Annotated in this window: 27 protein-coding genes; 20 read left to right on the top strand and 7 right to left on the bottom strand. The window is 72.0% G+C overall.

Annotated elements, in window-relative coordinates:
- Window positions 1–7: 7 nt before the first annotated feature.
- The 5 genes from QRN30_RS15925 to QRN30_RS15905 form a co-directional block, all read right to left on the bottom strand.
- A complete protein-coding gene (locus tag QRN30_RS15925) occupies window positions 8–931 on the bottom strand; it encodes a type IV toxin-antitoxin system AbiEi family antitoxin (RefSeq protein WP_284761371.1) in 924 nt (307 codons plus the stop codon).
- 255 nt (window positions 932–1,186) lie between these two features.
- Window positions 1,187–1,555, bottom strand: a complete 369-nt coding sequence (fliW, locus tag QRN30_RS15920) for a flagellar assembly protein FliW (protein WP_214518930.1) — start codon at window positions 1,553–1,555, stop codon at window positions 1,187–1,189.
- The gene (locus QRN30_RS15915; protein WP_017886127.1) at window positions 1,552–2,433 is read right to left on the bottom strand and encodes a flagellin N-terminal helical domain-containing protein; all 882 of its coding nucleotides are present in this window, start codon (window positions 2,431–2,433) and stop codon (window positions 1,552–1,554) included. Before QRN30_RS15915 ends, fliW begins: the two co-directional genes overlap by 4 nt.
- 2 nt (window positions 2,434–2,435) lie before the next feature.
- Window positions 2,436–3,857, bottom strand: coding sequence for a flagellar hook-associated protein FlgK (gene flgK / locus QRN30_RS15910; RefSeq protein ID WP_284761369.1), 1,422 nt, complete (start codon window positions 3,855–3,857; stop codon window positions 2,436–2,438).
- Between the two features lie 4 nt (window positions 3,858–3,861).
- Entirely contained in the window at window positions 3,862–4,347 is a 486-nt protein-coding gene (locus QRN30_RS15905; RefSeq protein WP_017886129.1) for a flagellar protein FlgN, read from the bottom strand.
- A gap of 442 nt (window positions 4,348–4,789) precedes the next feature.
- Between QRN30_RS15905 and QRN30_RS15900 the strand changes: the two genes are divergently transcribed.
- From QRN30_RS15900 to QRN30_RS15805, 20 genes are all read left to right on the top strand, one after another.
- Window positions 4,790–5,605: a sigma-70 family RNA polymerase sigma factor gene (locus QRN30_RS15900; RefSeq protein ID WP_040419087.1), complete on the top strand. Its 816-nt coding sequence runs from the start codon at window positions 4,790–4,792 to the stop codon at window positions 5,603–5,605.
- Window positions 5,606–5,723: 118 nt separating this feature from the next.
- On the top strand, window positions 5,724–6,563 hold the full coding sequence (locus tag QRN30_RS15895) for a flagellin N-terminal helical domain-containing protein (RefSeq protein ID WP_284761367.1): 840 nt from the start codon (window positions 5,724–5,726) through the stop codon (window positions 6,561–6,563).
- 104 nt (window positions 6,564–6,667) lie between these two features.
- The gene (fliD, locus tag QRN30_RS15890) at window positions 6,668–8,056 is read left to right on the top strand and encodes a flagellar filament capping protein FliD (RefSeq protein WP_231564021.1); all 1,389 of its coding nucleotides are present in this window, start codon (window positions 6,668–6,670) and stop codon (window positions 8,054–8,056) included.
- 11 nt (window positions 8,057–8,067) lie between these two features.
- On the top strand, window positions 8,068–8,541 hold the full coding sequence (locus QRN30_RS15885; protein WP_017886133.1) for a flagellar export chaperone FliS: 474 nt from the start codon (window positions 8,068–8,070) through the stop codon (window positions 8,539–8,541).
- A complete protein-coding gene (locus QRN30_RS15880) occupies window positions 8,531–8,833 on the top strand; it encodes a hypothetical protein (RefSeq protein ID WP_284761365.1) in 303 nt (100 codons plus the stop codon). The genes QRN30_RS15885 and QRN30_RS15880 overlap by 11 nt, the downstream gene beginning before the upstream one ends.
- A gap of 247 nt (window positions 8,834–9,080) precedes the next feature.
- Window positions 9,081–9,425, top strand: a complete 345-nt coding sequence (locus QRN30_RS15875; protein WP_017886135.1) for a flagellar basal body protein — start codon at window positions 9,081–9,083, stop codon at window positions 9,423–9,425.
- Window positions 9,422–9,817, top strand: a complete 396-nt coding sequence (locus QRN30_RS15870) for a flagellar basal body rod protein FlgC (protein WP_017886136.1) — start codon at window positions 9,422–9,424, stop codon at window positions 9,815–9,817. Before QRN30_RS15875 ends, QRN30_RS15870 begins: the two co-directional genes overlap by 4 nt.
- Window positions 9,817–10,152, top strand: coding sequence for a flagellar hook-basal body complex protein FliE (fliE, locus tag QRN30_RS15865; RefSeq protein WP_017886137.1), 336 nt, complete (start codon window positions 9,817–9,819; stop codon window positions 10,150–10,152). Before QRN30_RS15870 ends, fliE begins: the two co-directional genes overlap by 1 nt.
- Window positions 10,152–11,822: a flagellar basal-body MS-ring/collar protein FliF gene (gene fliF, locus QRN30_RS15860; RefSeq protein ID WP_042537076.1), complete on the top strand. Its 1,671-nt coding sequence runs from the start codon at window positions 10,152–10,154 to the stop codon at window positions 11,820–11,822. Before fliE ends, fliF begins: the two co-directional genes overlap by 1 nt.
- Before the next feature lie 8 nt (window positions 11,823–11,830).
- A complete protein-coding gene (gene fliG / locus QRN30_RS15855) occupies window positions 11,831–12,871 on the top strand; it encodes a flagellar motor switch protein FliG (protein ID WP_042537259.1) in 1,041 nt (346 codons plus the stop codon).
- Window positions 12,864–13,529 carry a FliH/SctL family protein gene (locus QRN30_RS15850; RefSeq protein ID WP_042537077.1) on the top strand — a complete coding sequence of 222 codons (666 nt, stop codon included), beginning with the start codon at window positions 12,864–12,866 and terminating at the stop codon, window positions 13,527–13,529. Before fliG ends, QRN30_RS15850 begins: the two co-directional genes overlap by 8 nt.
- Entirely contained in the window at window positions 13,526–14,869 is a 1,344-nt protein-coding gene (locus QRN30_RS15845; RefSeq protein WP_284761363.1) for a FliI/YscN family ATPase, read from the top strand. The genes QRN30_RS15850 and QRN30_RS15845 overlap by 4 nt, the downstream gene beginning before the upstream one ends.
- The gene (locus tag QRN30_RS15840; protein ID WP_194590875.1) at window positions 14,869–15,300 is read left to right on the top strand and encodes a flagellar FliJ family protein; all 432 of its coding nucleotides are present in this window, start codon (window positions 14,869–14,871) and stop codon (window positions 15,298–15,300) included. The genes QRN30_RS15845 and QRN30_RS15840 overlap by 1 nt, the downstream gene beginning before the upstream one ends.
- On the top strand, window positions 15,297–16,034 hold the full coding sequence (locus tag QRN30_RS15835) for a C40 family peptidase (protein WP_284761362.1): 738 nt from the start codon (window positions 15,297–15,299) through the stop codon (window positions 16,032–16,034). The genes QRN30_RS15840 and QRN30_RS15835 overlap by 4 nt, the downstream gene beginning before the upstream one ends.
- The gene (locus QRN30_RS15830) at window positions 16,031–17,419 is read left to right on the top strand and encodes a flagellar hook-length control protein FliK (RefSeq protein ID WP_056068512.1); all 1,389 of its coding nucleotides are present in this window, start codon (window positions 16,031–16,033) and stop codon (window positions 17,417–17,419) included. Before QRN30_RS15835 ends, QRN30_RS15830 begins: the two co-directional genes overlap by 4 nt.
- 25 nt (window positions 17,420–17,444) lie before the next feature.
- A complete protein-coding gene (locus QRN30_RS15825) occupies window positions 17,445–17,888 on the top strand; it encodes a flagellar hook assembly protein FlgD (RefSeq protein ID WP_042537086.1) in 444 nt (147 codons plus the stop codon).
- A 70-nt stretch (window positions 17,889–17,958) separates the two neighbouring features.
- Entirely contained in the window at window positions 17,959–19,134 is a 1,176-nt protein-coding gene (locus tag QRN30_RS15820) for a flagellar hook protein FlgE (RefSeq protein ID WP_017887465.1), read from the top strand.
- Between the two features lie 175 nt (window positions 19,135–19,309).
- A complete protein-coding gene (locus QRN30_RS15815; protein ID WP_156155264.1) occupies window positions 19,310–19,483 on the top strand; it encodes a hypothetical protein in 174 nt (57 codons plus the stop codon).
- A 78-nt stretch (window positions 19,484–19,561) separates the two neighbouring features.
- Window positions 19,562–19,921 carry a Cd(II)/Pb(II)-sensing metalloregulatory transcriptional regulator CmtR gene (gene cmtR / locus QRN30_RS15810; RefSeq protein WP_284761361.1) on the top strand — a complete coding sequence of 120 codons (360 nt, stop codon included), beginning with the start codon at window positions 19,562–19,564 and terminating at the stop codon, window positions 19,919–19,921.
- The gene (locus QRN30_RS15805) at window positions 19,918–20,592 is read left to right on the top strand and encodes a cation efflux transmembrane domain-containing protein (RefSeq protein ID WP_017887462.1); all 675 of its coding nucleotides are present in this window, start codon (window positions 19,918–19,920) and stop codon (window positions 20,590–20,592) included. Before cmtR ends, QRN30_RS15805 begins: the two co-directional genes overlap by 4 nt.
- A 25-nt stretch (window positions 20,593–20,617) precedes the next feature.
- Here the strand turns inward: QRN30_RS15805 and QRN30_RS15800 are convergent, their stop codons facing one another.
- Window positions 20,618–20,914, bottom strand: coding sequence for an ArsR/SmtB family transcription factor (locus QRN30_RS15800; RefSeq protein WP_017887461.1), 297 nt, complete (start codon window positions 20,912–20,914; stop codon window positions 20,618–20,620).
- A gap of 120 nt (window positions 20,915–21,034) precedes the next feature.
- Window positions 21,035–21,190 (bottom strand): hypothetical protein, encoded by a 156-nt coding sequence (locus QRN30_RS15795; RefSeq protein ID WP_017887460.1) that lies wholly within the window; start codon window positions 21,188–21,190, stop codon window positions 21,035–21,037.
- Window positions 21,191–21,258 lie beyond the last annotated feature (68 nt).

Genomic DNA, 21,258 nt, shown 5'->3' with positions numbered 1-21,258 from the left:
TGGTGGGTCACCCGCACGGCACACCTGCGCGCCGGAGCGCAGCCCGCACCCGGTCGGGCTGCATCAGGTCGGACCAGGAGAGCCGGATGACCGCGCGGACACCGGGGCACGACCGGATGAAGTCCTCACGTCGTTTCTCGCGCCAGTGCGCGTCGGCGGTCGAACGCCCGTCGAGCATCACCGGGTCCTCGTACTTCGCGCGGCCGTCGACCTCGACCACGACGCCCTGGTCCGGGAACCAGAAGTCCACCACCGCCGTCTCCGATCCTGCCCGGGCGAACACGTGCTGCTGCACCGGCTCGGGCACGCCGAGCTCGCGGAACCGAACCCGGCACACCGACTCCGCCGGCGACCCCGACAGTGCCGACCCCATCGCGATCGCGATGCCCGCCTTGCTGCGGGATGCTGTCAGCGCTGCGAACTCCGCCTCGAGGGTCGCGCGATCGCTGAGCCGAAGCGAGAGCACCGCGTCGACGACGGGCAGCGCCTCGAACAACGCGCGCGTCGCAGCGACGTCGATCGCGGTCCTCGCCGGTGTCGTCGTGGGTATCGAGTCCTCGTCGATCCTGACCGCGGGCGGCCGCATCTGCGAGCCGTGCCGGACGAACCACGCGGTGACACGAGTGTGCGTCGTGGTCGGATCGGAGAGGTGCACCTTCGGCGGTGCCGCTGCGACCAACGGCAGACCGAGGACGGCGCAGGCAGACTGGTGTGAGACGACGTCCGTGTCACGGATCCGGTGCGCCGAGGCCCGGACGAGCACGTGGTGCTGCTCGCCGGGGTGCAGCCCGTCGAGGGCACCCGGGTGGACGAGGACGCCCGGACGGAGGCGATCGAAGCGTCCGCGGCGAACGTCGCGTTCGAGGGCACGGCGTTCGGCGGAGGTCGCGCCCGATGTGCGGATCAGTTCGACGTCGTTCGCTCTGGACATGACACCAGGCTCGCCGAACGCGGAGATCCAGCACGCTCCGGACGCCGATCTGTGGAGACTCTGGCGGGGGCGACGCCCTGTGGAGGACTGACCGCCTGCAGTGCGTGTGCATGTTCCGACGATCCACGCGTCGAACGACTCGTGTGTTGTCGCCTGATGTGCGCACAACTACTGCGTGTGCATGTTCCGACGATGCACGACGCGAACGACTGGTGGAATGTCGCAGAACGGGTGCGCCCGGCGCGACCGCGCGCGCTACACCCGCGCGAGCTCCGCCCGCAGCGGCAGGTCCTGCTCCTCGAGGATGACCTGCGCGCCCACGGCGGTGCGGGCGTTCACGACGATCGGCGCGAGCAGGTTGACCGTGGTGCCGGACGCCCCGGGGTTCGCGACCACCAGCAGCATCGCGTCCGCGGGGTCGGTCAGCCCGAGCGCGGCGGCCTGCTCGTCGGTGAGCTCGGGCGCGTACGACGGCAGGTGCACCGCGGCGTCGAGCAGGAACAGCCGCGCGTCGTCGCCGACGAGCGTGAACAGCCCCTCGGCGCCGTCGACGGGCGACAGGGCGAAGGCCGGCGCGGCAGCGAGTCCGAACGGCGGGACGGCGAAGGTCAGGGAGATGCTCATCGGAGGTAGTCCATCAGGGTCGGCTGCAGGACCTTCGCGGTGACGGCGAGGGCTGCCTGGTAGTTGGTCTGCTGCACCTGCAGGTCGAGGACGGCCTTGGCGAGGTCCACGTCCTCGATGCCGGCGCGGCGGCTCTCGAGCGAGACGGTCGCGGACTTCAGTGAGTCCTGCGCCGCGAGCGCGGCGGCGTGCCGGACCCCGACGTCGGCCTGGGCGCCGCGGACGGTCCCGAGCGCGCCGTCCACGTCGTTGATCCGCGCGTTCACGTTCACCCCGTTCTGCAGGTCGCTGACGATGGAGTCGATCACGGCGAACACCGAGTCGTCACCGGATCCGAAGACCGCGGTGCCGGTGGTGTCGACGCGGACGGTCGTGCCGTCACCGATCCGCCGGGACACGTCGGTGCCCGAGGCCGCCCAACCCGTGGCCGGGTCGTGGGCGGCAGCGGCGGTCGACGACCCCGCGAACACCGAACGGGTGCCGTAGGTGGTGTTGGCTCGTGCCTCGAGGTCGGCCTTGAGCGACCGGAACTGCGTGACGAAGGCGTCGCGGTTCGTCTCGCTCATGGTGCCCGAGTTCGCGGCCTGGACCGTGAGGTCGCGGACGTTGTTGAGCACCCCGTACACGCTCGACAGTGCACTGTCGGTGGTCGCGAGCCACGCCGCGGCGTCGTCTGCGTTCCGCGAGTACTGCGCCGCAGCGGCCTGCTCCTTGCGCACCTGCATCGACGACGCGGTGCCGACGGGGTCGTCGGACGGCTTCTGGATGGCGCGCAGCGTCGTGGCCTGGTCGGTGAGCTCGGCGACCTTCGCGGCACCGGCCTGCAGCCGGGCCGAGGCGGCCGCCATCGACATCTGGGTGGTCACACGGGTGATCACGATCAGCCCCTCCCGACGAGTCCGACTCGGTTGATGATGGTGTCGAGCATCTCGTCGACGGCGGTCAGGACGCGCGCGGCGCCCTGGTACGCGTGCTGGTAGCTCAGCAGGTTCACGTTCTCCTCGTCGAGGTCGACGCCGGCGCTCGACTGCTGCTGGGTGCGTGCGTTGGTGAGCGCGAGTCCGGTCAGCGTCGATTCCGACGTCGCCGACCTGGAGGCGGTGCCCACCCCCGTCACGAACGTCGCCCAGACCTGGTCGGCACCGTCGGACGACGCCCCGAGTCGCGCGAGCGCGTCGGCGAACGAGTCGTCGAGTTCGCCCGCCGCGTTCCGCGTCGCCAGGCCGCCGGCGTCCGTGGGGACGACGCCGAGCGCCTGGGCGGCGGGCACACCGGTCGCGAGTGAGAAGAACGGTGCGCCCGTGGCGCCGGCCGGGGTGGTCCCGGTGGCGTGCAGGGCGTTCACGGTGGTGGCGAGTCGGGTGGCCACGGCGTCGTAGGACGCGGACGCCTCGGCGAGTGCCCCGCCGGTGCCGGTGCCGGACGCGGGCGCCAGGACGGCGAGGGCTCCGCCGATCGACCCGCCGCTCAGCCCGACGGCCCCGGCCGTGCCGGTGGTCCAGGTCAGGGTGACCGCGGTGCCGTCGGCCAGACGCTCGCCGCCGCCGAGGGCGACCGAGCGGGCGTCGGTGCCCTGCACGAGCGGGTTGCCACCGAGGAGCACGTCGACCGTGCCGTCGGCGTTGGTCCGGGTGGTGCCGCCGGCGAGCGTGGCGATCTGCTGCGTGAGCTGGTCGCGCTGGTCGAGCAGCTCGTTGGCGGTGCCGCCCGACGCCAGTGCGGTGCGGATCCGGCCGTTCAGGTCCGCGACCTGCTCCGCGGCGCCGTTCAGCTGGGCGACCTGGCCGGTCAGGGAGCCGCGCACCGACGACCACTGCGCATCGACGGCCTTCGATCCGGCGGCCAGGGCGGAGACGACGGTGCCCGCGGCCCCGAGCACCGCGCTCGCGGCACCGGGGTCGTCGGGGTGGCTGGCGAGCTCGCTCCAGGACGACCAGAACGCATCCAGCTTGGCGCTCAGACCGTCCTTGCCGGGCTCGTGCAATCCGGTCTCGAGGGCGGAGAGTGCGCTGGCGCGGGCGTCGGCGTACGCCGACGAACCGGCGGCGACGCGGACGCCGGCGTCGAGCGTCAGGGACGCCAGGCGGGCGATGCCGTCGACGGAGACGCCCTGGCCGGCGAGGGCCGCGGTGCCCCGCATGAAGCCGGTCTGGGTCGCGGGGACCGAGTTCTGCATGACGCGCTGCCGCGTGTACCCGGCGGTGCCGGCGTTGGCGATGTTCTGGCCGGTGACGTCGATGCCGGCCCGGGCCGCGGCGAGGCCGGAGTACGCCGTCGCGAGGGATCCGAAGGTGCTGACCACGGTGTTACAGCGTCCCCTCGAACAGGCGGGCGCCGTCCGCGCCGGCACCCGACGTGCCGGTGGCGTCGTAGGTGGCGGCGCCGGTGACGGTCCCGGCCAGGGTCTCCTCGGTGGCCTGGGCGGCGGCACGGAGGAACCGGTCGTTCTCGTCGCGCAGCGCGCCGATCTGGGTGGTCAGCTCGACCATCGCGGTGAGGTGCGACGACAGGATCTCGCCCCACGGGCCGTTCGGCGCCGCGGCGACGACGTCCCGCAGGGGAGCGTCGGCGGGCACGCCCCACTCCTCGGCGACCTCGGCACTCTGCGCGGCGCGCTCGAGTCCGGTGCTGCGGAGCCGGTCGAGGACCTGCTCGACCTCGCGGCTGGCGTGCGACACCCAGCGGGAGCGGCCCGCGGTGAGCAGGAGCTGCTCCTCCTCGAGCTTGAAGGTGAGCAGTTCGAGCAGCTCGCGTTCGCGCCAGAGCACGGCGGACAGGTCGTTCACGCTCATCAGCTCCTCCCAGGTGGTGGTTCGTCGGGGTGGCCCCCGGTCCGTCATCCTGCGGACACCGGGACCTATCGACTCGGTGGTCGCGACCGTAAGCCCCGGCGGCCGAGTGCCGACTCAGTACTCGCCGAGACTGTGACCCGATGAGCCCTGTCGGGGGACAAGAACGGTCGTTCCCCACCCGGAGTCCCCAGAAATGCCGACCGGATCCGGGCCCTGACACCCCCGCACTGGGGACGCATGTGGACCCACTCAGCCCATTGCCAGCCGATACATTCAGAACGCACCCCGGGGGACGCCCGGAACTGCTCGGGAACGACACGGGGTGCTCCGCTCGGAGGGACCCGGGCGGTTCTTCGGCGTACGCACCGGCCATCCGAGGCCGGCGCTCGTCGCGCCCACGGACGGGTGAGCCGACACACGTCAGGTCGACCAGGGGATGAGCATGGACCGCACCGAACGCAACGCGATGATCGTGGAGCACCTCCCGCTCGTGGGCTACATCGTGGCCGACGTCCGCTCCCGGGCGACGCACCTGGACCGCGACGACCTCGCCGCCGTCGGGTCCCTCGCCCTCGTCGCCGCGGCCGATGCGTTCGACCCCACCCTCGGCGTCCCGTTCGGCGCCTACGCCCGCACCCGGATCACCGGGGCACTGGCCGACGACATGCGCTCGGCCGACTGGGCCTCCCGCGGCACCCGCAAGCGCATCCGCGAGACCCTGGCCACGCAGGAGGCCCTGTCGGCGCGACTCGGCCGGACCGTCGGTGCGCAGGAGATCGCCGACGCGATGGGCGTCGACAAGCAGACCGCGGTGGACGCGATGAGCGACGCCGCCCGCACCGTCGCGCCCCTCGACGAGACCGTGCACGACCTGGTCGCGGCCGACCTGCCGCTCCCGGGGGACGACCTGCTCGAGACCGAGAAACGCCGGTACCTCCGCGCCGCGGTCGAGGCCCTGCCCGAGCGGATGCGCTTCATCGTCGAGGCCGTGTACTTCGGCGACCGATCGGTCACCGACGTCGCCGCCGAGCTCGGCATCACGCACTCCGCCGTCTCGCAGCAGCGCTCCGAGGCGATGCGCCTGCTCCACGACGGTCTCGCCGCCCACTACGGCGACGGCACCACCGTCGAGCCCGCCAGCCGCACCACCGCGGCCCGTCGCAGTGCGTACCTGGCCCGTGTCGCCACGAACGCCGCCGCCGGTGTCGCCCGCGCGGTGCACGACGCTGCAGCAGGACCGGCCGTCGCGGCGAGTTGAGACGTCGGCGGAAACTTCTCCGCCGATCCCCTAACGACTCCCGGCGACCGGCCGAGAGTCATCCATGTCAGCCCACGGACGGGCAGACGCACGACCCACGTTCACGGAGGAAACCACCATGGGTATGTCCATCAACACCAACCTCTCGGCACTCAACACGTACCGGAACCTGAACTCGACGCAGAACGACCTGTCGAAGTCCCTCGAGAAGCTCTCGAGCGGCCTCCGCATCAACCGTGCTGCCGACGACGCTTCCGGTCTGACGATCTCCGAGGGGCTGAAGTCCCAGGTCGGTGGCCTCACGGTCGCCGCCCGCAACGCGCAGGACGGCATCTCCGTCGTGCAGACCGCTGAAGGTGGCCTCACCGAGACCCACTCGATCCTCCAGCGCATGCGCGACCTGGCCGTCCAGGCCGGCAACGACTCGAACAACGAGGACTCGCGGAAGGCGATCACCACCGAGGTCGGCGAGCTCACCAAGGAGCTCACCCGCATCTCGGCGTCGACCAACTTCAACGGCTTCAAGCTGCTCGACGGCTCCGCCGGCGCCGCAGGGGTGCTGAAGTTCCAGGTCGGCGCGAACGGTGACGCGGCGAGCCAGATCGACGTGGACCTGTCGAAGTCGAACGTGGAGTCCGTGTCGACCGCGGTCGGCGCGCTCACCTTCGACTCGGCCACGAACGCTCAGGCTGCCATCACCGCGATCGACGAGCAGATCAAGTACGTCTCCTCCGCTCGTTCGACCATCGGTGCCATCCAGAACCGCTTCGACCACGCCATCAACGTGACGAACGTGGCCAAGGAGAACCTGACGGCTGCCGGTTCGCGCATCACCGACGTCGACATGGCACAGGAGATGGTCAAGTACACGCGCGACAACATCCTGAGCCAGGCCGGCACCTCGATGCTCGCGCAGGCGAACCAGAGCACCCAGGGCGTGCTCTCGCTCCTGCGCTAGCCATCACGCGGTCCGCCCTCCGGGCCCCCTGCGGGCACGGAGGGCGGACCTCGCCGTCCTGACCACCTCCACGACGCCAGGGAGTGTCGACGATGTCCTCGTCCGTGTCCTCGAGCACCAGCCTCGCGATCGACGGTCTGGTCAGCGGTCTCAAGACGACCGACCTCATCAACTCGCTGATGAGCGTCGAGGGCGTCCCGCAGACCCTGCTCAAGAACAAGCTCACCACCACCAACTCGTTCATCTCGTCACTGCAGACGCTCAACGGGTTGATCCAGGGGCTCGCCACCAAGGCCGCGGACGCCGCGAAGGCCTCGTCGCTGGACCTCTTCGCCGCGACGAGCAGCGCTGCCGGCGTCACGGCCCTCACCGGCACCGGCGCGACCGCCGGGTCCATCAGCTTCACCGTCGGATCGACCGCCTCGGCCCAGGTCGGTGTCACGGCTGCGATGTCGACGTGGTCCAGCGATGCGCAGCCGATCACGATCGTCGGCGCGGACGGCAAGTCGACCACGGTGACGCCGACGTCCGGCTCCCTCGACGACGTCGTGTCCGCCCTGAACAAGTCCGGTGCGGGCGTCACCGCGACGAAGGTCTCCGCCGGTACCGACGCCGACGGCACCAAGCTCTCCCGCCTGCAGCTCACGTCCGCGAAGACCGGGGCGGCCGGCGGGTTCCAGGTGTACCGGGGTGGCGCGGACGCCGTGGCAGCAGGCACCGCGACGAACGTCCTGACCGAGACCGGTGCCGCGGTCGTGACCGCGGCGACCGATGCCAGTGTCACCCTCTGGGCCGGCACCGCCGCCGCGCAGACGGTCACGAGCGCCACCAACACCTTCACGGGCCTCGTCCCCGGGGTCGACGTCACGGTGTCGAAGACCACCGCCGAGCCGGTCACCGTCACCGTCGCGCAGGACACCACGAAGGCCCAGTCCGTGGCCTCCGGGCTCGTCGACGCGATGAACGCGATCGCGGCCTACTACAAGACGAACACCACGGTCTCGAGCACGACCAGTGCCACGTCCGGCACCACGACGACCAAGGCCGGTGTCCTGACCGGCGACGGCGCCTCCCGCGACGCGGTGCAGCGCCTGACGAGCACGATGTCCGCCCCCGTCGACGGCAAGTCGCCGTCGACCATCGGCATCGTGATCATGAAGGACGGCACTTTCACCTTCGACCCCGAGGTCTTCCAGAAAGCCCTCGCGACCGACCCGAAGGCCACCCAGGCGATGCTCTCCGGCGTGGCCGCCAACGTCGGCGCCGCAGCCACCGCCGCGTCCGACAAGTACGACGGCTCCGTCACGACCTCCATCACCGGCCAGCAGGCCGTCGCGAAGGACCTGACCACCCAGATCGACAGCTGGACCGACCGGTTGGCGATGCGCCGGGCCTCGCTGCAGACCCTCTACGCATCACTCGAGACCAGCCTCAGCAAGCTCCAGTCGCAGTCGAGCTGGCTCGCCAGCCAGCTCGCCTCGACGTCGAGCTGACGGGAACGACCATGACCTTCGACTTCCAGGCCGCCGCCTTCCGCCAGGCCGCCCAGCCCCGCACCGTCACCGACCAGCGACGTGCCCAGTACACGAACGAGGCCGTGCTCTCGGCGACCCCGGCCCAGCTCGTGACGATGCTCTACGACCGACTGCTGCTCGACCTGCACCGGGCCGAGGCTGCGCAGGTCGCCGCCGACTGGGCGGCGGCACGCGAACAGCTCCTGCACGCCCAGGCCATCGTGGGGGAGCTGTCCAGCACGCTCCGGATCGACGTCTGGGACGGCGGCGAGGGCCTGCTCGCCGTGTACAACTACGCGTCCACCTCGCTCATCACCGCCAACGTGCACCGCGACGTGCAGGCGACCCGCGACTGCATCCGGATCCTCGAGCCGCTGCGTCAGTCGTGGCACGAGGCGGCCGCGTCGCTGCCAGCGACGCCCGCCACGCAGCAGCCGACCGGGGGAGCCCTCGGTGTCGCCTGAGCAGCCCGACGGGCGAGCCGTCTGGGAGGCCCTGCTCACGTCCCTGGAACGCGACGCCGCCGGGCAGGCGGCCGGTTCCACGGCCGTGGCCGGGTGGTCGGAGCCAGCCGGGCTGGGACCGCTGCCGCGCGACCTGGTGGGACGGGCCTCCCGGCTGCTCGCCGCGCAGCGGGACCGCATGACGACGCTCGAGGCGGACCGCCGCTCGACGCTGGAGCACCTCGGTGCCCTGCGCGCCGTCGACGCCACGCGCGAGCCCCGCGGGTCCGTGTACCTCGACGCGTCCGCCTGACCCGCGCCCCCGCACCAGTTCTGCGACAGAGCACCCGTCGACCGACGGGTGCTCTGTCGCATCTCGGGTGCTCCGCCCCGTGCAGCGCCGCCCGCCCCCCGTTCGGGGCGACGCCTAACGCGGCCGACGACGGGCTCCGATAGCGCCCCACGAGCACGGATCGCTCACCAGTTCGGCCAGGGATCGGCCACCACCGCACGGCGACGTCGTCAGCACGACGACACGCCCTGACGAGGGGGACCCTTCCGTGTTCGATTCCGTGACGAGCGTCGCGCTGCAGAGTGCACTCGACGGCCTGTCGATGCGCCAGAAGGTGATCGCGAACAACATCGCGAACATCAACACGACGAACTACCACGCCGAGAAGGTCCAGTTCGAGGACGCCCTGGCGAAGTCGATCGTGGACGGCGACGGCGCCACCACGCCGACGATGGCGCGCAGCCTCGAGCCGACGAACACGAACGGCAACAACGTCAACCTCGACGAGGAGACGCTGTCGAACATCGACACGGTGCTGCGGTACCAGTTCGCGACGCAGGCGATGAACTCCGAACTCACCAGCGTCCGTGCGGCGATGCGGACGAACTCGTGACGACCTTCGACGCGATCGGCATCGCGAGCACCGGTCTGACCGTGCACCGGAAGTGGCTCGACGCCGTCTCGGACAACATCGCCAACGCGAACACCGTGAAGTCGATGGACGACACCGCGTTCCAGGCGCGGTACGTCGAGGTGCAGGAAGGCGCCGGCGTCTCCGGTGCCTACGTCAAGGGCGCCGCGTTCGGCAGCGCCGCCGGCCGTGTCACCTACGACCCGGACAACCCGCTCGCGAACGAGGAGGGCTACGTCCGCATGCCCGACATCGACCTCGGCACGCAGATGGCGGACCTCATCATGGCCCAGCGCGGCTACCAGGCGAACGCCGCCGTGGTCGACCGTGCCAAGACCGCCTACGAGGCGGCACTGCAGATCGGGAAGAACTGATGCCCATCGACGCCGTCAACGGTGTGACCACCAACGCGATGACGAACGCACTGACCGGTGTGTCCGGCACGTCCGGCGACGTCGCCGGCGCTGCGGGCGCGACGAGCACCGACGGCAGCGGGTTCGCCGCGAGCCTCGGCAACGCCGTCGACGGGCTGCAGTCGCTGCAGAGCGATTCGAAGACCCTCGCGCTCAAGGCCGTCACCGGCAACCTCGACGACATCCACGACGCCACGATCGCCGCCACCCGCGCGCAGGTCACGCTCGAGCTCGTCTCCGCCGTCCGCAACAAGGGCGTCGACGCCTTCAACGAGATCATGAGGATGCAGGCCTGATGCCCGTCGCCGTCAAGAACGTCCTCGCGCGCCTGTCCGCGTACGTCAAGGGCTTCTCCGCCGCCCAGCGCACCATCGCGATCCTGGCGATCGCGGCACTCGTGCTCGGCGGGATCGCCCTGGCGTCCTGGCTCGGCAAGGCGTCCTACGCGCCGCTCTTCACCGGGCTCGCCGCGGCCGACGCGAGCTCCATCACAGACCAGCTGCAGACCGACGGCGTGCCGTTCCAGCTCACCGACGGCGGTGCGACGATCCTCGTGCCGCAGGCGCAGGTGTACTCCGAGCGGCTCAAGGCGGCGTCGAACGGCCTGCCGTCGTCGAACGAGGGCGGCTACTCGCTGCTCGACAAGATGGGCGTGACGAGCTCGGAGTTCCAGCAGGACGTCACGTACAAGCGTGCGATGGAGGGCGAGCTCGCCAAGACCATCGGCGCGATGGACGGCGTGCAGACCGCCACCGTGCAGCTCGCGATCCCGGAGAAGTCCGTGTTCGTGTCCGAGGAGAAGGACCCGACCGCGTCGGTGTTCATCGCGACCGAGAACGGCACGCAGCTCAGCACCGACCAGGTGCAGGCCGTCGTGCACCTGACGAGCGCCTCGGTCGAGGGCATGCAGCCCACCGACGTCTCCGTCGTCGACGCGAAGGGCCAGACCCTGTCGGCGGTGGGCACCGGTGCGACCGGCAGCGGCGCGGACCAGGCCGCCGACTACGACGCGGCGACGAGCAAGAAGATCCAGGACCTCCTCGACACCACGCTCGGGGCCGGCAACGCGACCGTCGTGGTCTCGGGGACGATGAACCAGGAGTCCGGCACCCGGACGTCGGAGAGCTACACGAGCCCGACCTCGGGCCCGGTCGCGCTGAACGAGTCGAGCACCACCGAGGAGTACGGCGCCGGTGCCGGCGCAGGGAAGGGTGCCACCGGCGTCCTCGGCCCGGACAACATCGCCGTCCCGAACGGCACCGCCACGAGCGGCGCCGGCGACGACGGGTACAAGAACGAGTCGGCGACGAAGAACAACGCCGTCGACCACACCACCGAGACCACGCAGATCCCCTCGGGCGGGCTCGACCGGCAGACCATCTCGGTCGCGCTGAACTCGAAGGCCGACGCCGTGCAGAACGCGAACCTGCAGAGCATCAACGACCTGGTGTCCGCCGCTGCAGGAGTCGACCAGGCCCGTGGCGACCAGGTCAAGGTGGCGATGATGGACTTCGACACGAGTGCTTCCGACCAGGCCGCGAAGGCGCTCGAGGAGCAGCAGAAGGCCGACCAGCAGGAAGCACTGTGGTCGTCGATCCGCACCGCCGGCATCGTGATCGGCATCGTCCTGGCCGTCATCGCGATCATGTTCTTCGTCGCCCGCCGCAACCGCAAGCAGGAGCGCGAGGCCGTCGACCTCGGCGAGCTCGACGCCTTCGCCGGCGAGACGTTCCAGCTGCCCCTCGCGATGGACGGGCTCGACGACCGGGCGACGCTCGGTGCCGGTGACGCCCCGACCGCCGTGCTCTCGGCGATGCCTGCCGGGGACGCCCCGACCGAGGTGCTGACCACCGAGGAGATCACGGCAGAGCGCCGCCGTCAGGACATCTCCGCCCTGGCCGAGCGCGACCCGAAGCGCACCGCCGAGCTCCTGCGCGGGCTGCTGGACGACCGGGCGCCGGTGTGAGCGCGCTGATGCCGAGCCCCGGCGGCGGAACCGGCCCGAGCGACCGTGCCCTGACCGGCGCGCAGAAGGTCGCGCTCATCCTCATGCAGATGGAGACCGAGCGCGCGAGCGCGGTGATGAAGCAGTTCACCGAGATGGAGGCCGAGGAGATCTCCGCCGAGATCGTCCGGATGCGCCGCCTCGAGGACACCGTCGTCGACCAGACCATGAGCGAGTTCCACCGCCTCACGATGAGCGGCCGCACGCAGAAGCGCGGCGGCAAGGAGACCGCCCTCGGGCTGCTCGAGGCGTCGTTCGGCGCCGAGCGGGCCGCCGGCGTGATGGACCGTCTGGCCTCGAACCTCGCCGGGCAGTCGTTCGACTTCCTCGACGACGCCGAACCCGGCCAGGTCGTCACCCTGCTCGAGGGCGAGCTGCCGCAGACCATCGCCCTCGTGCTGGCGCACCTGGGCCCGGGGCAGGCCAGCGCCGTGCTCGCCGGCGTCGACGAGCGTGTCCGCACCGACGTCGCCCAGGCGTTCGCCACCATGGGCAGCGCGACGCCCGAGGCCGTCGGCATCGTGGCCGGGGTGCTGCGCCAGCGTGCCGGTGCGGTCGTCTCGCCGCGCGAGAGCGTCGAGGTCGTCGGCGGCATCGCACCCCTGGTCGACATCATCAACCGCTCCGACGTCGCGACCGAGAAGGCCGTGCTCGAGGGACTCGAGGCCCGCGACCCGGAGCTCGCCGAGGACATCCGCTCCCGCATGCTCACCTTCGAGGACATCGTGAAGCTCGAGTCCCGCGACATCCAGCAGGTGCTGCGCGGCATCGACTCCAAGATCCTCGCGACCGCCATGAAGGGCGCCGCCGGGCCGGTCGTCGAGACCATCCGCGCGAACGTGTCCGAGCGCAACCGCGAACTGCTCGACGACGAGCTGCAGGCCATGGGCCCGGTGCGGGTCTCGCAGGTCGAGGAAGCGCGTGCCGAGGTCGTCCGTTCCGTGCGGGAACTCGAGGCCCAGGGCATCGTCACCGTGCACCGCGCCGAGGAGGACGAGCTCGTTGACTGACACCGTCGTGCACCGCGTCGCCTTCCCGGCGATCACCGCCACCGCCGGACGCGACCGCGCGTCGAGCGCCGACGTCCGCGGGCACGCGGCCGGCTACACCGCCGGGCTGCGTGCTGCGCAGGCCGAGACCGAGGCCCTGCGCGCCCGGCTCGAAGCCGAGCACGCCGCCCGGGTCACCGCGTTGCAGGCCGACACGGCACGTCGCATCGCGGTCCTCGACGCCGCCACGAACGCCCTGCTGTCCGCGGTCGCACCCGTCCTGGCGGACGCCGAGGCGTCGGTCGCGAGCGCGGCAGTCGACCTGGCCGAGGCGATCGTCGGCAACGTGGTCCGCGCCTCCAGGCCCGCGCACGACGCGACCGTCCTCGACGGACCGGGCAGCCGGGAGGCCCGGATCACCTCCGGCGCCGAGGCCACCGTCCGGCGGGCGCTCGCGTCCGTCGACCGCACGGTCCCGGTGGCCGTCCGGCTCAGCCCGGCGGACGCTGCGCGCGTCGCCGGGCTCGACCTGCCGGTCCCGGTGATGGCGGACGGCACGCTGCGCGACGGCGACGCCGTCGTCGACCTGCCGGACGGCATCCTCGACGCGCGCATCGCGACGGCGCTCGACCGCGCACGCACCGCGCTCGGTGTCGACGCGACGGGAGCCGACCGGTGACCGCCACCCTGCTCCGCCCGCGCGGCCTCGACGAGGCGCTGCTGCGCGCCGCACCCCAGCGGGTGGGCGTCGTGACGAGCGCCGTCGGCCTGGGGCTGACGATCGCCGGGCTCGACGCCCGCGTCGGCGACGTCGTCACGGTGGGCGCCGAGGACGGCGAACAGACCGCGGTCGAGGTCGTCGCCACCGATGCCTCGGGCATCCGCTGCATGCCGCTCGGACGTCTGATCGGGGTCACCGCCGGCACACCGGCGCGTCCGACCGGCCGCCCGGTGCTCGTGCCGACCGGTTCCGGACTGTTCGGCCGGGTGCTCGACGGGCTCGGCCGGCCGATCGACGACCGCGGCCCGCTCGAAGGCCCCCGGGGCGAACCCGTCACCTGGGTCCCGCTCGACCACGACACCCCGAGCGCGATGGCGCGGACCCGCATCGACACGCCCATGCAGCTCGGCGTGCGGGTCCTCGACACCCTGACCACGGTCGGCCGTGGGCAGCGCATGGGCCTGTTCGCCGGGTCCGGCGTGGGCAAGTCCTCGCTGCTCTCGATGATCGCGCGGGGCAGCGACGCGGCCGTCAACGTCATCGCCCTGGTGGGGGAGCGCGGCCGCGAGGTCCGGGAGTTCCTGGAGGACGACCTGGGACCCGAGGGGCTCGCCCGCTCGATCGTCGTCGTGTCGACCTCGGACGAACCCGCGCTCATGCGCCTGCGTGCCGCGTTCGTGGCCACCCGCATCGCGGAGTCGTTCCGCGACGCCGGCCAGGACGTCGTGCTCATGATGGACTCACTCACGCGCGTCGCCATGGCGCAGCGCGAGATCGGCCTGTCGGTGGGGGAGCCGCCGGCCACCCGGGGCTACCCGCCGTCGACGTTCTCGGTGCTCGCCGGCCTGCTCGAGCGCGCCGGGACCGACCGCATCGGCAGCATCACCGGCATGTACACCGTGCTGGTCGACGGCGACGACCACAACGAGCCGATCGCGGACGCCGCCCGCAGCATCCTGGACGGTCACGTCGTGCTCGACCGCAAGCTCGCGATCACCGGGCACTTCCCGTCGGTCGACGCCCTCGGCTCGGTCTCCCGTGTCGCCTCGAAGGTCACCCGACCGGAGCAGCGAGCCGCGGCCACCGTGCTGCGGAAGGTGATGGCCGCGCGCGCCGGTGCCCAGGACCTGCTCGACGTCGGCGCCTACCAGCGCGGGTCGAACCCCCTGGTGGACGCCGCGGTCGACCACCAGGGATCGATCGACGCCTTCCTGCGCCAGGGCATGGACGAGCGCGCCACCGCAGATGCGTCCTGGCAGCGCCTCGGCGGCCTCGTGCAGCAGCTGGGGGTGTCGTGATGGCCCGCCGTTTCCCGCTCGCCGGGCTCCTGCGCCTGCGGCACACCCAGCAGGACCGTGCCGCCGCCACGCTCGCCACCGCGAACGAGCGTGTGCGTGACGCGGCCGACGCCCGGATCGCCGCACGCCGGAGCCTCGCCGACAGCGAGGACGCCCGGCCGATCCAGGACGCCGCCACCCTGAGCGCCGTCGCCGCAGCACGTGCCGCGACGCGCGGGATGCTCGAGGAGCTCGACGCCGTCGTGCAGAACCGCCGCGCGGACGCCGACCGGGCGCAGCAGGACTACACCGCCGCCCGCCGTGCCGCCGTCGGACTCGAGAAGCTCGAGGGCAAGCACACCGAGCAGCAGGCGGCCGAGGAACTCCGGACCGAACAGAACGCCCTCGACGAGATCGCGGCACGACGCCGCACGGAAGGTGGTGCCCGATGAGTGTCGAAGCGGTGCTCTCCCGGATCTCGGAGATCCGGTCCCAGATCGACACGCTGCGCGGCGGGACGGCCACGGCTGCCCCGAGCGCCTCCGCCGCCAGCGGTGCCGCGGGGTCCGCGGCCTTCGCGGACGCCCTCGCCACCACCGACGGCACGACCGGCGCCGCGACCGCTGCCGGTGCGACGGCCTCGGCCACCCCGACGGCCACCCGTGCCCCCGCGACCTCGGTCGACGCCGGGGCCGGCACCCTCGCCACCGGCAGCGGTGCCACCGGGGCTGACGTCGTGGCCGACGCGAAGAAGTACCTCGGCGTGCCGTACGTGTTCGGCGGGGAGACGACCGCGGGCATGGACTGCTCGGGCCTGGTGCAGACGGTCTTCAAGGACCTCGGGGTCACGATGCCCCGGGTTGTGCCGGACCAGGCGAAGATGGGCGTCGAGGTCGGCTCCCTCAAGGACGCCCAGCCCGGGGACCTGATCATCCCGAAGGGCGAGGGCCACGTCGTCATCTACGTCGGCGACGGCAAGGTGCTGCACGCGCCGCGCCCCGGCAAGGACGTCCGGATCGTCGACAACTGGTACTCCGACGGCGACATCGCGACGATCCGGCGGATCGTCCCCGCGCAGGCGGCCCCGGCGGCCGTCACCGCGCCGAGCGCCTCGGTTGCGCGTTCCGCGACCGACCTGCAGACCGCCGCGCTGCTGTCCATGATGCAGTCCGGGAGCGCCGCATGAGCCTGACCATCGCCACCCAGCCGTCCGTGCCCACCGCACCGAGCCCCACCCGGGGTGCAGCGTCCGACCCTGCGGCTGCCGGGTCCTTCGGTGCGGCACTGACCGCCGCCGTCGCGACCGAGCGGCGAGCCGGCGACGGTGCTGCCGAGCGGGACGACACCGAGGGCCGCACAGCGGACGGTTCGGCCGCGACGCCGAGCACCGCTGTCACGCCGTCCGCGTCGACCTCGACCTCGACGTCGGACCGGTCGGTGCCGGCGACCGATCCCACGTCCGTCGACGCGCAGTCGCTGCTCGCCGTCGGGCTCACGGCCACGCCAGCCGCACCGGCCGCTCCGGCTGCCGTCGCCACGAGCACGACGGCGGGCCAGGCCGCCGTCCGCACGGGGGAGCCGTCCGTGGCTGGCCCGCACGCAACCGACGGGACCGCTGCGATCCCGACGACCACACCGAAGCCGGTGCCGGTGCCGGCCGCGGACACGGCGTCACAGACCTCGTCCGCCCCGACGCCGACGAGCGGAACCGCTTCCGTCGCCCCGCAGCAGGCACCGGCGACGGCGCCGGCCGTGCCCGCGGTGACGGCGACCGCTCCGTCGGCGCCCGCGGTGCCGCCGAGGGGCACCGCGTCGCCGGCAGCTGCCTCCGAGGCCGCTCCGGGCACCGCCCCCGCGCCGACCGCGGTCGCCGGCGCCACCGTCGCTGTCCCGGCGGCGGCGATCCCGGCCGCGGCACCGACGCGGACCGACGAAGCCACCTCCACCGGCACCCCGGCCCCGCTGCCGGCCGTCGCAGCGGGTGCCGCCCCGGCAGCCGGCACCGGCTCCCGAGCCGGCCACGGGACCCAGCAGCAGGCGTCGACGCCGGGCGATCCGGGCCTCCCGGCCGTCGTCCCCAGCCGCGGTGGCGAGACCCCGTTCGTCATGTCGACGACGCCGACCGCCGCGCCCGCCGCGGCGACCGCGCCGGCCCCGGCGCCGCTCGCCCAGCAGCTGGCGCGACCGGTGTTCACGCTCGCACAGGCCGGCCCCGGCGAGCACGTCGTCACCGTGCAGGTCGTGCCGGACAGCCTCGGCCCGGTCACGGTGCGCGCGCACGTCACCGCGCACGGCATGCACGTCGAGCTGTTCGCCGCGTCGGACGCCGGCCGCGAGGCCGTCCGCCAGGTGCTGCCGGACCTGCGACGCGACGCCGGCGGCACCGGTGTGAGCACCACGCTCGACCTGTCGTCGCAGAACCAGCCGCAGGACGCGCCGGGTCGCGACGAGCGCCCGGCCGCACGTGTGCTGCCTGGCGACCCCGGACTGGAGGCGCGGGGCACCCCGCGCACGCAGCCCGCCACCCACACGCCCTCCATCCGCACCGCGGGACTCGACGTCCTCGCCTGATCCGGCTCACGAACAGGAACGCACCATGCCCATCGACGGCATCACCGGCAGCGTGGACCCGACCGCGCAGGCCGCGGCCCTCGCCGCGAACTCCACCGCACAGAAGTCCCAGACGATGGACTCCGAGGTCTTCATGAAGCTGCTCGTCACGCAGCTGCGCAACCAGGACCCGTCGTCGCCGATGGACACCAACCAGATGATCGGCCAGCAGACGCAGCTCGCGATGATGGAGCAGATCACCAACCAGACCACGACGGGGAACGAGAACTTCTCGCTCCAGATGCGCATCGCCGCGGCGAACCTCGTCGGCAAGCAGGTCAGTTACACCGACGCCGACTCGGGCGGGTCCGTCACCGGGACCGCCTCGGCCGTGTCGTACGCGAAGAGCGTGCCCACGGTCACCGTGAACGGGAAGGAGGTCGCTCTCGACGTGATCTCCGGCATCACCACCACCGCTCCGGCGTCCTGACGCCCGCTGCTCCGTTCTTCGCTGTTCCTCGTTCTCCCTCGATCTCCCTGCCTCTCCGAAAGGACGCACCATGCTCCGCTCGCTCTACTCCGGGATCTCCGGCCTCCGCTCCCACCAGCAGATGCTCGACGTCACCGGCAACAACATCGCCAACGTCAACACCGTCGGCTTCAAGTCGTCGACCACCGTGTTCCAGGACACCCTGTCGCAGATGACCCAGGGTGCCGGCGGACCGCAGACCGGCATCGGCGGCACGAACCCGGCCCAGATCGGCCTGGGCGTGCAGGTCGCCGGGGTCTCCACGAACTTCTCGCAGGGGTCGGCGCAGGCCACCGGCAAGGCCACCGACCTGATGATCTCGGGCGACGGGTTCTTCGTCACCCGCCTGGGCAACGACACCGTCTACACCCGCGCCGGGGCGTTCGACTTCGACGCGAACGGCCGCCTGGTCACCGCCGACGGCAAGATCGTGCAGGGCTACCCGGCCACGAACGGCGTCGTCAACGAGAACGGGCAGCTGTCCGACATCACGCTGCCGCTCGAAGCAGCAGCCCCGGCGGTCCGCACCACCGCGGCCACCGTCGCGGGCAACCTGCCGTCCGAGACCGCCGTCGGCCAGACCATCACGCGCGAGGCCACCGTGTACGACGCCTCCGGTGCCAAGCACACGATGTCGCTCGCCTACACGCGCACCGCCGGCGGCTGGGACGTCACCGGGCGCAACGGACAGGGCACCACGGCGACCACCTCGCTGACCTTCGGCACCGACGGCAAGCTGACCGCCGGCGGCACCCTCGCCGTCGGCGGCATCCGGGTCGACATGGGTGACCTGACCGGGTTCGCCTCGCTCAACACCGCGGCGATCGGCTCGCAGAACGGCCGCGAGGCCGGGGCGCTGCAGGGCTACTCGATCTCGAAGGACGGCACCGTGACCGGCACGTTCTCGAACGGTGCGTCGCTCGCGCTCGGCCGCATCGCGCTGGCCACCTTCGCCAACCCCGCCGGCCTGGAGAAGACCGGGGCGTCGGGCTACCGCGCGACCGCGAACTCGGGCGGTGCGACGGTCGGGGGCCCCGGTTCGGCCGGCGTCGGTTCGCTCGCGGCAGGGACGCTCGAGATGTCGAACGTCGACCTGTCGCAGGAGTTCACGAACCTGATCGTGGCGCAGCGTGGGTTCCAGGCGAACGCCCGCATCATCACGACCTCGGACGAGGTGCTGCAGGAGCTCACGAACCTCAAGCGCTAGGCGCTAGGCGCGGGGTCGCGGGCGCGGGCTTCGCTCGCGTCGCGAGCGGTTGGTGAGCAGGAACGGTCGGGTGCTGAAGGGGGACTCGACCGTTCCTGCTCACCATCGTTCGTGGTGCAGGGAGTTCGGCGCCGGTTCGTGACGAAACGCTGCGTCGTGACGTCTCATCGGTGCGATGCACGAGAACCACGACACCGACCACCGACCCGACCACCGCTGCTGCAGCGTCTTCGACCGCTGGCGCTGCGATCGACCGAGCGGCCACGACGGCGTGCACGAGTCGCGTGCTCCCGGCGGACGCACGAGCTGGAACGACGGGCTGACCGGGCGGCGGCTCGGGGACGTCTGAGCTCGCGCGATGTCCGAGGGCGAGACGTGTCGTCCGGACTTGTGGCGGTCTGGGCGCGGCCCGATGTATGGTCAGCGCATGCTGACCATTGCCCCGCGGCTCGATGTCCTGAACCGGCTCGGACGGGCACTGTCCGACCCGACCCGAGCGCGGATCCTGCTCCGACTGCTCGACGACCCCGGCTACCCGGCGCGGCTGTCCGAGGAACTCGAGCTGACCCGGACCAATGTGTCGAACCACCTGGCGTGCCTGCGCGGCTGCGGGATCGTCGTCGCCGTGCCCGAGGGACGGCGGACCCGCTACGAGATCGCGGACGGCAACATCACCCGCGCGCTCGAGTCCCTGGTCGACGTGGTGCTGGCAGTCGACGTCGACGGCGACGGCGATGGTGACGGTGACGGCTGCGCCGTGGACGTCGGCTGCGGGGCAGAGCGGTGACCGCCGCCGTGGTTTCGCTCACGCCGGTCCGTGCTGGCGTCCTCCGGCGACGGATCCGCTGGATCGTCGCGGCGACCATCGCCTACAACGTGCTCGAGGCCGTCGTGGCGATCGCCGCCGGTTCGGTGGCGTCGTCCACCGCGCTGATCGGCTTCGGGCTCGACTCGATCGTCGAGGTCCTGTCGGCAGCGGCCGTCGCGTGGCAGTTCGCCGCGCGGGACCCGGAGGCGCGGGAGCGGACGGCGCTCCGGGTGATCGCGGTCTCGTTCTTCGGGCTCGCTGCCGTGGTCAGCATCGACGCCGTCCTGACGTTCACGGGTGTCCGCTCACCGGAGCACAGCCCGGTCGGCATCGTCCTCGCCGCGGTGAGCCTGGCGGTCATGCCGTTCCTGAGCCTCGTCGAACGGCGGACCGGACGTGAGCTCGGTTCGGCCTCCGCGATCGCCGACTCGAAGCAGACGCTGATCTGCAGTTACCTGTCGGCGGCGGTGCTGCTCGGCCTGCTGGCGAACACGCTGTTCGGCTGGTGGTGGGCCGATCCGCTCGCCGGCCTCGTCGTGGTCGGGTTCGCCGTGCGTGAGGGGCTCGAAGCCTGGCGCGGCGACGCGTGCAAGCAGCCCGTCGCCGCGCTGACGGGGGAGCGTGCAGCTGTCGGTTGCGAGTGCTGCTGAGCGGTGTCTGGCAGCAGCAGCCGGTTCAGTCGGTGTCGGTTCCGGCTTCGCTGACGTGACTGACCGCGTCGCCGACGATGTGGGCGATGTGCTCGTCGTGGAGCGAGTAGACGGCGTTCCGCCCGATGCGCTCGACCTGCACGATGCCTGCGAGCCGCAGCGTGCGCAGGTGCTGGGAGACGAGCGGCTGCGAGAGCTCGGTCGCGTCGGCGAGCGAGCCGACGTCGGACGGTCCGGCGATCAACGCGGAGAGGATCCGCAGTCGCGCCGGCGAGGAGAGCGCCTTGAAGAGGTCCGCCGCTGCTTCGATCCCGTCTGACATGGACTCATGTAAGCGCACGCGCATACGTGCATGCAACACGACGGCCCCGGCGCGGTGCGTCGGGGCCGTCGTGCAGGTCCGTTGATCGGTGCTGATCACGGGCCTGCGCTGATCAGGAGATCAGTGCTCGTCGTAGTGGTCGCCGTGCTGGGCGTGCTTGTGGCCGTCGTGGACGAAGTCCACGTGGTCCTCGTGCTGGACCGTCTCGTGGCCGCAGCCGTCCTGGTGGGTGTGCTCGGCGACGGTGTGCTCTGCGCTGTTCTCGTGCTCGGCCATGGTGACCTCCTGCTGATCGACGGTTGGGATGCCCTCAGCGTAGGCCACGCATGCAGAAGTTGCAATAC

Source organism: Curtobacterium sp. MEB011, assembly GCF_030209655.1.
Lineage (GTDB): Bacteria > Actinomycetota > Actinomycetes > Actinomycetales > Microbacteriaceae > Curtobacterium > Curtobacterium poinsettiae.
This window is presented reverse-complemented; position numbering and strand designations above follow the sequence as displayed.

What these genes read in the sequence shown, in the direction of transcription:
- QRN30_RS15925 (WP_284761371.1), bottom strand. Translation starts at nt 931, where the DNA reads ATGTCCAGAGCGAACGACGTCGAACTGATCCGCACATCGGGCGCGACC.
- fliW (WP_214518930.1), bottom strand. Translation starts at nt 1,555, where the DNA reads ATGAGCATCTCCCTGACCTTCGCCGTCCCGCCGTTCGGACTCGCTGCC.
- QRN30_RS15905 (WP_017886129.1), bottom strand. Translation starts at nt 4,347, where the DNA reads ATGAGCGTGAACGACCTGTCCGCCGTGCTCTGGCGCGAACGCGAGCTG.
- QRN30_RS15900 (WP_040419087.1), top strand. Translation starts at nt 4,790, where the DNA reads ATGGACCGCACCGAACGCAACGCGATGATCGTGGAGCACCTCCCGCTC.
- QRN30_RS15895 (WP_284761367.1), top strand. Translation starts at nt 5,724, where the DNA reads ATGGGTATGTCCATCAACACCAACCTCTCGGCACTCAACACGTACCGG.
- QRN30_RS15885 (WP_017886133.1), top strand. Translation starts at nt 8,068, where the DNA reads ATGACCTTCGACTTCCAGGCCGCCGCCTTCCGCCAGGCCGCCCAGCCC.
- fliE (WP_017886137.1), top strand. Translation starts at nt 9,817, where the DNA reads ATGCCCATCGACGCCGTCAACGGTGTGACCACCAACGCGATGACGAAC.
- fliF (WP_042537076.1), top strand. Translation starts at nt 10,152, where the DNA reads ATGCCCGTCGCCGTCAAGAACGTCCTCGCGCGCCTGTCCGCGTACGTC.
- fliG (WP_042537259.1), top strand. Translation starts at nt 11,831, where the DNA reads ATGCCGAGCCCCGGCGGCGGAACCGGCCCGAGCGACCGTGCCCTGACC.
- QRN30_RS15840 (WP_194590875.1), top strand. Translation starts at nt 14,869, where the DNA reads ATGGCCCGCCGTTTCCCGCTCGCCGGGCTCCTGCGCCTGCGGCACACC.
- QRN30_RS15835 (WP_284761362.1), top strand. Translation starts at nt 15,297, where the DNA reads ATGAGTGTCGAAGCGGTGCTCTCCCGGATCTCGGAGATCCGGTCCCAG.
- QRN30_RS15830 (WP_056068512.1), top strand. Translation starts at nt 16,031, where the DNA reads ATGAGCCTGACCATCGCCACCCAGCCGTCCGTGCCCACCGCACCGAGC.
- QRN30_RS15825 (WP_042537086.1), top strand. Translation starts at nt 17,445, where the DNA reads ATGCCCATCGACGGCATCACCGGCAGCGTGGACCCGACCGCGCAGGCC.
- QRN30_RS15820 (WP_017887465.1), top strand. Translation starts at nt 17,959, where the DNA reads ATGCTCCGCTCGCTCTACTCCGGGATCTCCGGCCTCCGCTCCCACCAG.
- QRN30_RS15815 (WP_156155264.1), top strand. Translation starts at nt 19,310, where the DNA reads ATGCACGAGAACCACGACACCGACCACCGACCCGACCACCGCTGCTGC.
- cmtR (WP_284761361.1), top strand. Translation starts at nt 19,562, where the DNA reads ATGCTGACCATTGCCCCGCGGCTCGATGTCCTGAACCGGCTCGGACGG.
- QRN30_RS15800 (WP_017887461.1), bottom strand. Translation starts at nt 20,914, where the DNA reads ATGTCAGACGGGATCGAAGCAGCGGCGGACCTCTTCAAGGCGCTCTCC.
- QRN30_RS15795 (WP_017887460.1), bottom strand. Translation starts at nt 21,190, where the DNA reads ATGGCCGAGCACGAGAACAGCGCAGAGCACACCGTCGCCGAGCACACC.